This is a genomic window from Novosphingobium indicum, from assembly GCF_014645195.1.
GTDB lineage: Bacteria > Pseudomonadota > Alphaproteobacteria > Sphingomonadales > Sphingomonadaceae > Novosphingobium > Novosphingobium indicum.
In genome coordinates, this window is sequence record NZ_BMLK01000007.1 from 156,736 (window position 1) to 171,214 (window position 14,479).

Consider the following 14,479-nt stretch of genomic DNA (forward strand, 5'->3'; position numbering starts at 1 on the left):
CTTGGCACGCCGCTCCAGGGGGCCTAGATCAGGCGCCGCGGAGCCGGAGGAATGACTTGCGAATAGCATTGCTGGCCATGACGGAACCTGCAGGGGCGGGGCAGCCGTTCCCGCGCGCGTTTCTGCGAGTTGCCGGCGCGACGCTGGCGCAGCATCAGCTTTCGCTGGTCCTCGCGCTCGATTGCCAGCGCCTGATCTGCCTTGCGCGCGGGACTTCGCCTGAACTCATCGCGCTTCAGCATGCTGCCGAGGACGCCGGCCTGCAGTTCTCGATCGCGACCGGGCCGGGTCAGCTCTCGGGTCTGGTAACGGCAAACGACGAGATCGTCGTCGTCAGCGAAGGCCTGTTCGTGGATCCGTCTCAAGCCGCGCCGCTGCTGGAGGAGCGCGGCCCCGTCGTGCTGGTTCAGCCCGTCGAAGGCGCGCTGGCCGCAGGATACGAACGTATCGATCTCAATCGTGCTGGAGCCGGACTGATGCGGGTGCCGGGCCAGTTGGTCGAGCGGCTGCGTGAATTGCCTGTCGATTGCGACATCGTTTCGTCCTTGACCCGCATCGCCCTGCAATCGGGCGTCGCCATGCGCGAAGTGCCGGCCGCCGCCCGCGCCGGGACCTACTGGCGCCTCGTTCGCACCGAGACGGAGGCGCTGGAGCTCGAAAACGAGTGGCTTCGTGCCCGCTTTGCCGATGGACCGACGTCTCCGGGCAGGCTGCTGGCCCGCATGGGCGTGGTCGGTTTCGGTTCGTCGCTGCTCCATGCCGGAAACGCCAGCAATGCCCTGTCGCTGGGCGTTGTTGCGCTGCTGGCGATCGCGGGCGGTCTGGGCTGGTTCGGTCTGGTCTGGGCCGGTTTCGTATTCACGGCGCTGGCGTGGCTGCTTGGAGAATCGAGCCGCCTGTTGCGCTCGGTAGAGCGGCAGGCGCTCGGCCAATTGCCGCCCGCGATACCCCGCGCGGACGTGCTGGTCTGGCTGACCGACACCGTGATTGCCCTGCTCATCCTCGCCGATACGCCGCGATTTGAGGGGCAAATGGTGCTGTCCTGGCTCTCGGTACCCGTGACCTTCATGCTGCTTCTGGCCTTGCTTCCGCGGGTTGTCGAGGGAAGCGCAGGCCGCTGGATGGGCGATCGCATGGCGCTGGGATTGCTGCTGGCCGTCTTCGCGGCAGCGGGGCTTTTGCTGCCGGCGGTGCAGGTTCTTTCGATAGTTCTGATCGTTACGGGTTTGGTCCTGCCGGCAAGATCGCGCGATTAGGCCGTATTTAACCAAAGGCGGGGTACACGGGGCAGATGATCGACCGAGCTGTCCATCCGGCAAGCGGAGAAAACGGAGAAAACGTCGAGGCCGTGCTGCGCGAGGAACTCGCGCGGGGCGATGCCATGGCGCAGACCGTGTTGCCGATCCTGCGGCACCTGATCGCTGCGGAGGCCAGTTCGGTTTTCAGCGACGAGATTCTCGCGCGTGTTCGCGGCATGCTGGCGGACCTTGCCAGCGGTCTGCTCGACTCGCTCGGCGCAGGGGCCGATGCCGAGCGCTACGCGGACCGGTTGACGCATGGCTTCATCGATAATCCCGCGCTGCTGTCCCACATTCATGCGCTCGCGCTGGAGTGGCACCTGACCGAAAAACTGCAGTCTCGGCTTGCGCTGGACCCGATCGTCTCGCCGCTGCTGCAGGCTCTAATTGCCTCGCCCGAACCGGCAACGCAGGAACTGGCGATGACCTATCTCGCCGCGCAGGCACGCTGGTGCCAGGCGCAGCGGCGCATGAAATTGCCCTTGCGCGAACTGCCCGGCGATCTGCTGCATGCCGTACTCCTGACGCTACGGGCACTCGCCGAAGCCGAACCGCATCTGGGTGAACGCGCGATGCAGGCGGAATCGGCCATTCGCCAGTCCTACGACGAGGGGGCGAGCCGGCTCGGCCTGGCTTCGCGCCTGATCATGAGCATAGGCAGCGGCGCGCAGGTGGCGCTTTCCGTCAGTCATGCCGGTGTCTCGCTGTTCCTGACCGCTCTGGGTATGGGATCGGGGCAAGGGCGCGATACCGTCACCTTCTCCACGCACGAAGCCCAGCTGGCCCGCATGGCGCTGGCGCTGCGCGCGGCAGGGCTCAAGCCATCCGCGGTCGAGGAACAGTTCCTCGCCATACATCCCGATGTGACACTGCCGCCGGGCTTCGAGCGCCTGGGTCCCGACAGGGCCGCAGCTATTCTCGCTTCAGGCGACAGTGCAGGACATCGCGGCGGCTGATGGAGGATCAGGCCAACATCCTTGCCCGCGCGGCCAGCGATGCGGACGACCGGCTGCTCACGGCGGAGGAGCCGCTGGCGAGCCTGCAACTGCGTTGCGGCGGCGAACTGCCCGGCACCATTGCCCCTCCCGAATTGCGCGAACTCGTACGCAAGGCGCGCCGTTACGGCTTCAAGCTCGCTCGCGCGGTCTGCGCGCAGGATGGGACCGACACGGTCACCGCCTGGGTCGAAGTGGAGCCGCTGAGCGATGGGCAGGGCTGCGAACTGCGCGTCCTGAGCTGGCATTCGGCCCCGACTCCGATCGAGGAGCCTGCCGCTGCCGAAAGCCGCCGCCTGCTGACCAACCGCCATCTCGCCGAGCTTTCCGCGCAGCTCGATGCCGGGCAGCGCCTGCTGGCGGTGTCATGCAATTCGGCAGAACTGGCGGAGATCGCACAGGCCATGGAGGCCGGGCTGGGCCGGCTCTGGACCGACTTCCTGCCGCTTGAGGATGTTTCCCACCAGCAGCCGCTGCACTGGCGCCTGCTCGACGGTGCGCGCGTGCTGGTGCTCGGATCGGAGCGGACCTGGCGGGTCGCGCTCATACCCTACATGCAGCCGGGTTTCGATCCGGCGGGCTTCGAACTGCTGCTGCTGTCCGACGAGCCCGCGCCGCAGGAAGCGCCGCCGCCTGCTGCCGCCACGGTAACCTATAATTGTCGCAGCCTGGTCGGGCAGGATCTGGCCCCCGTGCTCAAGCAGCCGATCGCGCGCATCATCGCCAATGCCGAGACGATCCGGACCCGCCTCGCCGGGCCGCTGCCCGATGCCTATTCCGACTATGCCGGGGAGATCGCCAGCGCAGGCAAGTTGCTGCTCGAACTCCTCGACGACATGGCCGATCTCGAAGTGGTCGAATCCGAAGGATTCAGCACCGCGCCGGACCGTATCGACTTGTCCGAAGTGGCGCGTCAGGCCGCCGGTATCCTCGGCGTGCGGGCGCGCGAAAAACGCATTGTGCTTGAGCCGCCGCAGCCTTCGGAACATCTTCACGCCGTGGCGGAATTTCGCCGCGTGCTGCAGGTTCTTCTCAATCTTATCGGCAATGCCATCCGCTATTCGCCCGAGGATTCGCATGTATGGATCCGGCTCGAGGATGCGGGAGACCGCGCCCGCGTGATCGTCGCCGATCAGGGCGCGGGCATTTCGGCGGAGCAGCAGGCGGTGATGTTCGAGAAGTACGAACGCCTTGGCCGCAGCGGTGACGGGGGGACCGGACTCGGTCTCTACATCTCGCGCCGTCTGGCGACGGCCATGGGCGGGAGCCTGTCGGTCGACAGCGCACCGGGGCAGGGTGCCCGCTTCATCCTCGAAGTGCCGGCGGACCTGGACGCTTAGCTGCGCCCGTTTCCGCGCCGCGTCAGCCAGATCACGATCAGCCCGACGGCTGCCAGCAAGGCCCCGCGGAACGCCCAGGCGCGGTCGGCCAGCATGAAGCTGTCCGCGGGCCAGAGCACGACGCCGGTACCCTGCCCGACCCACAGCAGACCCATCGCGACGGCCAGCAGACCGAGGATGAAGGCGATGATTCTCAAGAACAGCATGATGTGAAGATGATAGCGCCTTGCGGCGAGATTGTGACCGCATTTGCAGGAAAGGTTCGTACGGCGCAGATCCGGTGCTATGAGGGCCGTTGAAAGAGTAGCATACGGCCCGGCATTGAAGATGGATGATTTGCGAAGCCTGCCTCCCGAAGACTACGACGAGGAGGATCTGGCGCTTGAGGGGGAAGAGCCGAATTCGGGCTCCGAACCGAAGAAGCGCCGCGGCAAGCGCTGGTATATTGCGCGCATTCTGGCGGGCCTGCTGCTGGCATTCCTGCTGCTGATCGGTTGGCTGGCCGTAACCGCGCCGCTCTCGAAATCGCTGCAGCCGCTGTCCCCGCCGCAGATCACCCTGCTTGCGGCAGACGGTACGCCGATCGCGCGCAATGGCGCGCTGGTGGAAGCGCCGGTGGAAGTGACCAGGCTACCCGATCACGTGGTGGATGCCTTTCTCGCCATCGAGGATCGCCGTTTCTACGACCACTGGGGCATCGATCCGCGCGGCATGGCGCGGGCCTTGTGGACCAACATGACGACGGGCCGCACCGAAGGCGGCAGCACGATCACCCAGCAACTCGCGAAGTTCACGTTCCTGTCTTCGAAGCAGACGCTCGGGCGCAAGGGCCGCGAAATGCTCATCGCCTTTTGGCTGGAGGCATGGCTGACCAAGGACGAGATCCTGCAGCGGTATCTGTCCAACGCCTACTTCGGCGACAATACCTACGGATTGCGCGCAGCTTCGCTCCACTATTTCCACCGCCAGCCCGAACGGCTGACGCTTGCGCAATCGGCCATGCTTGCCGGGCTTATGAAAGCGCCTTCCGCAATGGCGCCGTCGCGACACTACGACCGCGCCGAGGCGCGTATGCGGGTCGTGCTCAAGGCGATGGTCGATGCCGGCTATCTGACCGCGAAGGAGGCCGAAGCCGTGCGCGCGCCGGCGCTCGATATCCGCACTGCCAGCGACTTGCCGACCGGCACCTACTTCGCCGACTGGGCGCTGCCGCAGGCCCGCGCGCTCGAAGAAAACAGCTATTCGAAGCAGACTTACACCACCACGCTCGACGCCCGCCTGCAGGCAGCCGCGCGGCGGGCCATTGCCCGTGCGGCACTCGGCAAGGCGCAAGTCGCGCTGGTGGCCATGCGTCCCGATGGCGAAGTCGTCGCGATGGTAGGCGGCAAGGACTATGCGAAGACGCCGTTCAATCGCGCCACCCAGGCGCGCCGGCAGCCAGGGTCGACTTTCAAGCTTTTCGTCTATCTGGCTGCGCTCGAAGAAGGCTGGAAACCGGACGACACCATCGCGAATACCCCGTTTCAGACCGGCAGCTACCGCCCCGAGAACTCGGGCGACCGCTATTCGCCGACCATCACGCTGGAAGATGCCTTCGCGCGTTCGAGCAATGTCGCGGCGGTGCGCCTGTTCGACAAAGTGGGTGACAAGGCGGTGATCGACATGGCGCGTTCGTTCGGCATCACTGCGCCGCTGCCGCCGGGCGATCCCAGCATGGCGCTTGGTACCGCGAGCGTGTCGCTGATCGAACTGACCTCTGCCTATGCGGGCGTCGCGGGCAACCGCTTCCCGGTCAAACCCACGGCATTCCCGGCCGAGGAAGAAGGCTGGTTCGACGGCATCCTTGGCAAGCGGCACAGTCTGTCGGGGCGGGTGCATGAGGACATCGAAAAGATGCTGCGCGCCGCGATCAACCGCGGCACTGGCCGCGCTGCGATGCTGAAGGCCCCGAACTTTGGCAAGACCGGCACCAGCCAGGAAAACCGCGATGCGCTCTTCGTGGGCTATGCGGGCGATCTGGTGGTCGGCGTCTGGGTCGGCAACGACGACAACGCGCCGCTCAAGGGCGTGTCCGGTGGCTCCGTTCCCGCCCGCATCTGGCGCGACTTCATGCGCGAAGCTCTTGGCGAACGTGCAGCGCCGACGCCGCGTGCCGATCCCAGCGGGCCGGTGCAGCCACTCGACCTTCCCGATCTCGGCGACATCCCGCTCGGCGATGTCGGCAACTTGCGCTTCGAGAACGGGCAGGCGGTGATCAGCGGCCAGATCGACGGCAATCCGATCGACCTGCGGATCGATAATGGCGGACTGAAGATTGACAGCGACCGGCTGACCGAGGAACTCGGCCGCGCGCGGGACGAAGTGCAACGCGACGTCCAGCGCTCGCTCGAGGAAGCGCGGCGGGACCAGGGCACTTCGCAGCAGCCGTAAGCCGGTTTCGAAAAGCAACGACGGGGGCACCGACGGTATCTCTCCCAACGAAAAAGGCCCCCGCTTGCGCGAGGGCCTTTTTCATTTTCGCGGTGATCCGCAGCGATACTCAGCGCTTGTCGAGCGGCACGTAGTCGCGCTGCGTCGGGCCGGTGTAGAGCTGGCGCGGACGGCCGATCTTCTGGCCGGGATCCGAGATCATTTCGTTCCACTGCGCCACCCAGCCCACGGTGCGGGCGAGAGCGAAGAGCGCGGTGAACATCGAGGTCGGGAAACCGATCGCCGAAAGGATGATGCCCGAATAGAAGTCGACGTTCGGGAACAGCTTCTTCTCGATGAAGTAAGGATCGTTGAGAGCCAGTTCCTCGAGACGCAGCGCGGTTTCGAACAGCGGGTCGTTGACCTTGAGCGCATCGAACACCTCGCGAACGGTCTTCTGCATGACCGTCGCGCGCGGGTCGTAGTTCTTGTAGACGCGGTGACCGAAGCCCATCAGGCGGAACGGATCGTTCTTGTCCTTGGCGCGCTCGATGTAGTGCGGGATCTTGTCGGGCGTGCCGATTTCCTTGAGCATGTTGAGCGCGGCTTCGTTCGCGCCGCCATGCGCCGGGCCCCACAGGCAGGCGATGCCGGCCGCAATGCAGGCGAAGGGGTTGGCGCCCGAGGAACCGGCGAGACGCACGGTCGAGGTCGAGGCGTTCTGCTCGTGGTCGGCGTGAAGGATGAAGATGCGATCCATTGCCTTTTCGACTTCGGGGATCACTTCATATTCTTCCGCCGGCACACCGAAGGTCATGCGCAGGAAGTTGCCCGTGTAGGACAGGTCGTTGTCCGGATAGAGGAACGGCTGACCCACGGCATACTTGAACGCCATGGCCGCGATCGTCGGCATCTTGGCGATCAGGCGGTGCGAGCTGATCGTGCGGTGCTCGGGATCCGAAATGTCGGTCGAGTCGTGGTAGAACGCCGAAAGCGCGCCGACGACGCCGCACATGATCGACATCGGGTGCGCATCCCGGCGGAAACCGGTGTAGAACGTGCGCAGCTGCTCGTGCAGCATGGTGTGGCGGCTGATGGTGAATTCGAACTTCTCGAGCTCGTCCTTGCTCGGCAGTTCACCATTGAGCAGCAGGTAGCTCACTTCCATGAACGACGAGTTCTCGGCGAGCTGGCCGATCGGATAGCCGCGGTGCAGCAGCACGCCTTCGTCGCCGTCGATATAGGTCAGCGCGGATTCGCAGCTTGCCGTCGACGTGAAACCCGGGTCGAACGTGAACATGCCCGTCTGGGCATAGAGCTTGCGGATATCGACGACATCCGGGCCCACACTGCCTTTCAGGACAGCGTAGTCGTAGTCCGCGCCGCCGGCGCTCAGCTTTACCTGATCACCCACCAGTTCTTCTCCTTATGCTTGCGACCCGGCCGGTACGTCCGCCTGTGCGCCGATGCGCGCGAGGCTTTCTTCCCGCCCGAGCAATACGAGTACATCAAAAATTCCCGGCGAAGTCGTCTGACCCGTCAGGGCTGCCCGCAAGGGTTGCGCGAGCTTGCCGAGGCCCAGTTCGAGTTCCCCGGCCATTGCCTTCAGGTTGGCTTCCAGTCCTTCCAGAGTCCAGTCGGATTCACCAGACAGGCGCTCGTGAATTGCGGCAAGGCGCGCACGCGCCTCGTCGGTCAGGAGGCCCTGCGCCTTCTCGGTCATTTCGAGCGGGCGCTTCGCGAACAGGAAGGCGGAACCTTCTGCAAGATCGTTGAGGTCCTTCGCGCGGACCTTGAGCACGGGCATCGCGCGCGTCAGCAGCTCCAGATCGGCAGCGCCCTTCACGAGCGGCAGGATCAGGGCGGCAAGCCGCGCGTCGTCGGCTTCGCGCAGGTAATGTCCATTGAGATTCTGAAGTTTCGCCACGTCGAAGCGCGAGGGCGACTTGCCGACATGGGCAATGTCGAACCACTCGACGGCCTGATCGCGGTCGATGATTTCCTCGTCGCCATGGCCCCAGCCAAGACGTAGCAGGTAGTTGAACAGCGCCTCGGGCAGGACGCCGAGTTCGTCGCGGTAGGTGTCGACGCCCAGCGCGCCGTGGCGCTTGGACATCTTTGCCCCGTCCGCGCCGTGGATCAGCGGAACGTGTGCATATTCTGGGATATCCCAGCCCATGCCCTTGAGGATCACGAGCTGGCGGAAAGCGTTGTTCAGGTGGTCATCGCCGCGGATCACGTGGGTGACGCCCATGTCGTTGTCGTCGACCACGACCGCGAGCATGTAGGTCGGCGTGCCGTCGCTGCGCAGGATGACGAAATCGTCGATTTCCTCGTTCCGCACGGTGACCGGACCCTGGACGAGGTCCTGAATGGTAGTTTCGCCCTCGCGCGGCGCCTTGATGCGTACCACGTAAGGCTCGCCTGCGGGCCAGGTCGAGGGATCGGCATCGCGCCATTCGCTCTCGATGCGGAACGGGCGGCGTTCCTCCTGCGCCTTCTGACGGCGGGCAGCGAGTTCCTCGGAAGAGAGGTAGCAGCGGTAGGCGTGCCCCTTGTCGAGCAGCTCGGCGGCTACTTCGGCGTGGCGCTGCGAACGGGCAAACTGAAAGACGGGCGCTTCGTCGCCTTCGAGGCCGAGCCAGGTCAGGCCGTCGAAAATGGCGTCGATCGCGGCTTTGGTCGAGCGGGCACGGTCGGTGTCCTCGACGCGCAGCAGATACTTGCCACCATGGTGGCGGGCATAGAGCCAGTTGAACAGCGCGGTGCGGGCGCCACCGATGTGCAGGAAGCCGGTCGGCGAGGGGGCAAAGCGCGTTACGACGGCCTTTTTGCCGTTCGATCCGCCCGATGCACTGCCGCTTGCCATTACTCTAACCTTCCTGTCCTATGTGGGCCATGGCGAGCCAGGCCAATCCGTCCGATATGCCGCGTGAAAACGCCCCTGGAGGCGCTGCACTGCAACATCGGCCATGGAACAGCAAACGCCTCTTGTCGAGGGGGTTGGCGGGATTCGAGCGATTTCTTTCTGATGCCGGCTTCGATCGTGCGCCATGGCTGGCCGTAGCGTTCGGCGCAGGCATTGCCGCATGGTTCGCACTGCCCTCCGCGGGATGGTGGGCGGCGCTGAGTGTATCGTGTTTGGCGCTTGCGGGGGTGGCTTGGGGGGCGGGCCCAGCGAAAGCGCGCTATCCGCATCTGATGCAGGCGATTTTCGTGCTTCCCCTGCTGCTGGCGGTCGGGTGTCTGGTCGTCTGGGCGCGATCCTCGCTAGTGGGCGCGGTGCCGATCGAACGGCCGATGGTGGGAACCTTTACGGCACGAGTGTTAGCGCAAGAGGAACAGCCCGCACTCGACCGTGACCGGCTGATTCTGGCGATGGGCGAACCTGATACGGCGCGGGCGATCAAGGTTCGAGTGAATGTGCCGCACGACGAAGCGGCGCAGCGGCCGGCCGTCGGCGTGCTCATCCGGTTCAAGGCACGCCTGATGCCGCCGGCCCCGCCGATGCTGCCGGGCGCCTACAACTTCGCGCGAACTGCGTGGTTTTCAGGCCTTGCGGCAACCGGCACGGTGCTGGGGCCTGTGGAGGTCATTGACTCCGGGGCGCAGGGGAACCGCCTGGAATCGGTACGCGGCGCGCTCTCGCGCCACGTGCGGACGCGGCTTGCGGACGGGGAAGCAGGCATTGCCGCAGCTCTGGCGACGGGCGACCGTGGGGGAATCGCCGAAGCCGATGCGCAGGCCATGCGCGATGCCGGGCTCGCCCATCTGCTCTCGATCAGCGGATTGCATGTCAGTGCCGTCATTGGTGCGGTCTATCTGCTCGCCTTGCGGGTTCTGGCGCTCTCGCCGTGGCTGGCGCTGCGCGTGCGGCTCCCGGTGGTAGCGGCGGGAGCCGGTGCACTGGCGGGAATCGGCTATACCCTGCTGACGGGCGCAGAAGTGCCGACGGTGCGCTCGTGTATCGGGGCGCTGCTGGTCCTGATCGCCCTGGCACTGGGGCGAGAAGCGCTGTCGCTGCGGATGTTGGCCGTCGCGGCGTTTTGTGTCTTGCTGCTCTGGCCGGAATCGCTTGTGGGCCCCAGTTTCCAGATGAGTTTCGCCGCCGTGCTGGCCATCGTCGCCTTGGGAACGGCGGGTCCGGTCCGGCGGTTTCTTGGCCCGCGCGAGGAGCCGGTTGTGCTGCGCATCGGGCGCGGCTTGGCCATGCTCCTGGTGACCGGCGTCGTAATCGAATTCGCTCTGATGCCAATCGGGCTGTACCACTTTCACCGGGCCGGGGTGTATGGCGCGCTGGCCAACGTCATTGCCATTCCCTTGACGACATTCGTGGTCATGCCGCTGATCGCCGCAGGCTTGCTCATGGACATCGTCGAGGCCGGCGCGCCGGCGTGGTGGCTGGCCGAACAGGCCATCGACTTGCTGATCGGGCTTGCGCACTGGATCGCCTCGCGGCCGGGCGCCGTGAACCTGCTTCCCGCCATGGGCACCGGTGCTTTCCTGTTGTTCGTAGCCGGGGGGCTGTGGCTGGGCCTGTGGAGCGGTCGGATACGCTGGTTCGGCCTGCTACCTGCTGCTCTGGGCATAGCGATGCTCGCAGCCATGGCGCCGCCCGATGTGCTGGTGACGGGCGATGGCCGCCATGTCGGCCTCGTCAGCGAAGACGGCAACAGGCTGTTTGTCCTGCGCGACAGCCGCAGCGACTATGTCCGCGGCAATCTGCAGGAACTGGCGGGAATGGAAGGCGAGCCGGTCAACCTGCTGCAATCGCCGGGCGCGCAGTGCAATCGTGATTTCTGCTCGGTTCCAATCAGGCAGGAGGGGCGGACCTGGAACCTGCTCCTGACCCGGAGCCGCGATCGTGTGCCCGAGCGCGCCCTGGCGGCGGCTTGCGACAAGGCCGATATCGTCATCGCCGACCGCTGGCTGCCACGCAGTTGCCGTCCGAAATGGCTCAAGGCCGACCGTGCGATGCTTTCAGAGACCGGGGGGCTTGCCATCCATCTGGCCCGGGCCGAGGTGACGACTGTAGCGGATGGGCAGGGCCGGCATGGCTGGTGGCGGCCCGGCAGATAAGCGCCGAGCCGTCAGCACGCATCAGTGGTAGCGGCGCAGGAGACCGGCCAGTTTGCCCTGAACCTCGACTTCGTCGGGGCCGTAGACCTGAGGCTCATAGGCGGAATTGGCGGGATCGAGCCGCACCATGCTGCCTTCGCGGCGCAGGTACTTGAGCGTCGCTTCCTCGCCGCGCACCAGAGCCACCACGATTTCGCCATCGCGCGCATTGCTGGTGCGCTTCACCAGCGCGAAGTCGCCGTCGAGGATACCGGCATCGATCATCGAATCGCCGGAGACTTCCAGAGCATAGTGCTCGCCGGAGCCGAGCAGGGCGGCGGGAACGGGCAGGGTGGACTGGCCTTCCAGCGCCTCGATCGGAACGCCGGCGGCGATGCGGCCGTGGAGCGGGATCTCGACGACGTCGTTTGCCGGTTGGGGCACCACGCGCGGTGCGGCTGTTTCGTTGCTGCTTGCCGGAGCGGCAGGCTGCGCGGGCTTGCTGTTCGTATCCTCGGGCTGGCGCAGGACTTCGAGGGCGCGCGCACGGTTCGGCAGACGACGGATGAAGCCGCGCTCCTCAAGCGCCGAGATCAGCCGGTGAACGCCCGATTTCGACTTGAGATCGAGTGCTTCCTTCATCTCCTCGAAACTGGGAGAGATGCCGCTTTCCTCAAGCCGGGTCTGGATGAACCGGAGCAATTCGTGCTGCTTGCGCGTCAACATTGTCGCTGCCTCTTGTTCTGCATTCGCCGGAATGTTCCGTTTCGCGAACATTGTGAGAACAATTAAGCAACATAATTTGTAACGTCAAGCAATACCGCCATTTTGGAGCAGGAACACGCGCACCTCGTCTCCCTCTGCGCCTTCGGGCGCGCGGGCGGGCCGGTCGATCAGCACATTGCTGGCTGCCAGCGCCGAAAGAGCGCCGCTGTCCTGCAGCGTATGCGGCACCACGAACTCGCCGTTCCAGATGCCGCGCACGAATTCGCGCCGGCCGCCGTTCGCGCGGATCGGCGCGCCGAGCCTGGTGGCGATCCGCATCGGCAGGGCATAGCGCGCGCCGAGCATCCGGCGCAGCAGGGGCAGCATGAAGTGATAGGCCGTCACGAAGCTCGAGACCGGATTGCCGGGCAGGCCGATCACGATCTGCGGGCCGGTCCGGCGTTCCCGACGAGCGACGAGGATCGGCTTGCCGGGCTTGATCGCCACGCGCCAGAAGTCGAGCGAAGCGCCCCAGGCCTCGAGCGCCGGACGTACCAGATCGTGTTCTCCCACCGAAGCGCCGCCGCTGGTGACGATGACGTCGGCATGGTTCGCCATATCGAAGGCATTGATGAGAGCATCGAGCGTGTCTGCGACCGGGCCGCTGCGCTCGGCATTGACGGGAAGCTTGCGCGCCATGGCAAGCAGCATCGCGCCGTTGCTGGCCGGGATCTGATGCGGCGCGCAGGCTTCGGGATCGCTTGAGAGTTCGTCGCCGCTGTCGATCACGGTCACGCGCGGCTTGCGGCAGACCGGCAGGTGCTTGTGCCCCGCCGCGATCGCCAGCGCCGCGTCGGCGGGGCCGATGAGCGATCCGGACGCGATAACTTCGCTGCCCTGCCGGAAATCGAGGCCGCAGGGGCGGATGTGCTTGTGCGCTGGCATCGGCGCTTCGCCGGTCAGCGTGATTTCGTGGTCCTTGCGGGCCAGATCTTCCTGCAGGATTACCGACGCCGCGCCTGCGGGGAGCAGGGCTCCGGTGGACACCTGAATGGCCTGCCCCTTGCGGACTTCACCCGAATAGGGATGCCCGGCAGCGCTTTCTCCGACGACCTGCCAGGGGCCGGCGAAATCGTCCGCGGCAACCGCATAGCCGTCCATCGCCGAAAGGTCGGCGGCGGGCTGCGTGCGCCGCGCCAGCAGCGGCTCGGCCAGATAGCGACCGACGGAGCCTTCGATGTCGACATGTTCGGTCGGCAGTGGCCCGGCAAGGTCGAGCAGGCGAGCCTGGGCTTCTTCGAGCGGAATCGGCGGGACTTTTGCCATCAGCCCAGGTCTGCCTTCCCCAGATCGGCTTTCCAGTGCCCGGACTTGCCGCCGCGTTTCTCGATCAAGCGTATCTCCCCGATTACCATGCCCTTATCGAGGGCCTTAGCCATGTCGTAGATGGTCAGGAGTGCGACGGAAACCCCGGTGATCGCTTCCATTTCCACACCCGTCTTGCCCGTGAGGGCAGCGGTAGCGGTGGCGCGGATCGCATCGTCCTCGAAGGTGAAATCGACATTCACGGCATCGATCATCAGCGGATGGCACATCGGGATGAGATCGCTGGTCTTTTTCGCGGCCATGATCCCGGCGATGCGCGCGGTGCCCAGTACATCGCCCTTGGGCGCGTCGCCCGCGCGGATGGCGGCGAGGGCTTCGGCGGTCATGGTGATCCGGCCCGAGGCGACAGCCACGCGCTGGGTCTCGGCCTTGGCGCCGACGTCGACCATGCGCGCGGAGCCTTCGGAATCAATGTGGGTGAGAGATTTGCCCATGTTAGCTCTCCAGCAGGGTGCGTGTGGCGGCCTCGACATCGGCCTGCCGCATCAGGCTTTCGCCGACGAGGAAGGTTCTCGCACCGCAGCCGGCGAGGCGTTCGAGGTCGGCGTGGGTGTTGATGCCGCTTTCGCTCACCAGCAGCGTGCCTTCCGGGGCCAGTGATGCGAGCCGTTCGGTCACGCCGATGTCGGTGACGAAGCGCTTGAGATCGCGGTTGTTCACGCCGATCAGCCGCGACTTCAGGCGGGCGGCCCGCTCCATCTCGGCCTCGTTGTGGACTTCGACGAGGCAGTCCATGCCGCGTTCGAGCGCTGCAGCCTCGATTTCGGCCATCAGCGTATCGTCGAGCGCGGCGACGATGATCAGGATCGCATCGGCGCCGATCGCGCGGGCTTCGGCGACCTGCCACGGGTCGATCATGAAGTCCTTGCGGATCACCGGCAGCGAGACCGCGGCGCGGGCATCCATCAGGTAGTCCTCGTGCCCCTGGAAATAGGGCGCGTCGGTGAGCACCGAGAGGCAGGCCGCGCCGCCGCGCTCATAAGCGACGGCATGTTCGGCGGGGCGGAAGTCGCGACGGATCAGGCCCTTCGAGGGGCTGGCCTTCTTGATCTCGGCAATGAGCGCGAAGCCGGTTTCTGCCTTGCGGCGCAGGGCGGCCTCGAAACCGCGCGGCGCGTCCTGATGCGCGGCATGCCGGTCGAGATCGGCAATGGTGGCGACGGCCATGCGCTCGTCCACTTCTTCGCGCTTGGTTTCGCAGATTTCGGTGAGTTTGTCGGACATGCTTGCGCCTTATTCGCGAGTGAACGCCAAGTCGAGAGTGCAGCGATCCTTCGGCAAGCTCAGC

At 65.7% G+C, this 14,479-nt stretch carries 12 protein-coding genes; 5 read left to right on the plus strand and 7 right to left on the minus strand.

What is annotated here, in order from left to right:
* Positions 1-77: 77 nt before the first annotated feature.
* From IEX64_RS09165 to IEX64_RS09175, 3 genes are read left to right on the plus strand one after another with little or no spacing between them, the layout of a single operon-like run.
* A complete protein-coding gene (locus IEX64_RS09165; protein ID WP_188819351.1) occupies positions 78-1,256 on the plus strand; it encodes a hypothetical protein in 1,179 nt (392 codons plus the stop codon).
* Positions 1,257-1,291: 35 nt separating this feature from the next.
* Positions 1,292-2,254: a hypothetical protein gene (locus IEX64_RS09170; RefSeq protein WP_188819352.1), complete on the plus strand. Its 963-nt coding sequence runs from the start codon at positions 1,292-1,294 to the stop codon at positions 2,252-2,254.
* A complete protein-coding gene (locus IEX64_RS09175) occupies positions 2,254-3,633 on the plus strand; it encodes a sensor histidine kinase (protein ID WP_188819353.1) in 1,380 nt (459 codons plus the stop codon). Before IEX64_RS09170 ends, IEX64_RS09175 begins: the two co-directional genes overlap by 1 nt.
* On the opposite strand, the gene IEX64_RS09180 is transcribed toward IEX64_RS09175, so the two are convergent.
* Positions 3,630-3,839 (minus strand): hypothetical protein, encoded by a 210-nt coding sequence (locus tag IEX64_RS09180; protein ID WP_188819354.1) that lies wholly within the window; start codon positions 3,837-3,839, stop codon positions 3,630-3,632. The two genes, IEX64_RS09175 and IEX64_RS09180, sit on opposite strands and share 4 nt — an antisense overlap.
* Positions 3,840-3,960: 121 nt before the next feature.
* Between IEX64_RS09180 and IEX64_RS09185 the strand changes: the two genes are divergently transcribed.
* Positions 3,961-6,063: a transglycosylase domain-containing protein gene (locus IEX64_RS09185; protein WP_188819355.1), complete on the plus strand. Its 2,103-nt coding sequence runs from the start codon at positions 3,961-3,963 to the stop codon at positions 6,061-6,063.
* Positions 6,064-6,172: 109 nt separating this feature from the next.
* On the opposite strand, the gene IEX64_RS09190 is transcribed toward IEX64_RS09185, so the two are convergent.
* On the minus strand, positions 6,173-7,456 hold the full coding sequence (locus IEX64_RS09190; protein ID WP_188819356.1) for a citrate synthase: 1,284 nt from the start codon (positions 7,454-7,456) through the stop codon (positions 6,173-6,175).
* A gap of 12 nt (positions 7,457-7,468) precedes the next feature.
* Positions 7,469-8,911 carry a glutamate--tRNA ligase gene (gene gltX, locus IEX64_RS09195; RefSeq protein WP_188819357.1) on the minus strand — a complete coding sequence of 481 codons (1,443 nt, stop codon included), beginning with the start codon at positions 8,909-8,911 and terminating at the stop codon, positions 7,469-7,471.
* 29 nt (positions 8,912-8,940) lie between these two features.
* Between gltX and IEX64_RS09200 the strand changes: the two genes are divergently transcribed.
* Positions 8,941-11,121, plus strand: coding sequence for a ComEC/Rec2 family competence protein (locus tag IEX64_RS09200; protein WP_188819358.1), 2,181 nt, complete (start codon positions 8,941-8,943; stop codon positions 11,119-11,121).
* Between the two features lie 21 nt (positions 11,122-11,142).
* Here IEX64_RS09200 and lexA read toward each other — a convergent pair whose 3' ends face one another.
* The 4 genes from lexA to trpC all read right to left on the minus strand — a co-directional run bounded on the left by lexA (position 11,143) and on the right by trpC (position 14,415).
* Positions 11,143-11,826: a transcriptional repressor LexA gene (gene lexA, locus IEX64_RS09205; protein ID WP_188819359.1), complete on the minus strand. Its 684-nt coding sequence runs from the start codon at positions 11,824-11,826 to the stop codon at positions 11,143-11,145.
* Positions 11,827-11,910: 84 nt separating this feature from the next.
* The gene (locus IEX64_RS09210; protein WP_188819360.1) at positions 11,911-13,131 is read right to left on the minus strand and encodes a molybdopterin molybdotransferase MoeA; all 1,221 of its coding nucleotides are present in this window, start codon (positions 13,129-13,131) and stop codon (positions 11,911-11,913) included.
* Positions 13,131-13,625: a cyclic pyranopterin monophosphate synthase MoaC gene (moaC, locus tag IEX64_RS09215; protein WP_188819361.1), complete on the minus strand. Its 495-nt coding sequence runs from the start codon at positions 13,623-13,625 to the stop codon at positions 13,131-13,133. Before moaC ends, IEX64_RS09210 begins: the two co-directional genes overlap by 1 nt.
* A 1-nt stretch (position 13,626) precedes the next feature.
* The gene (trpC, locus tag IEX64_RS09220; protein WP_188819362.1) at positions 13,627-14,415 is read right to left on the minus strand and encodes an indole-3-glycerol phosphate synthase TrpC; all 789 of its coding nucleotides are present in this window, start codon (positions 14,413-14,415) and stop codon (positions 13,627-13,629) included.
* Positions 14,416-14,479 lie beyond the last annotated feature (64 nt).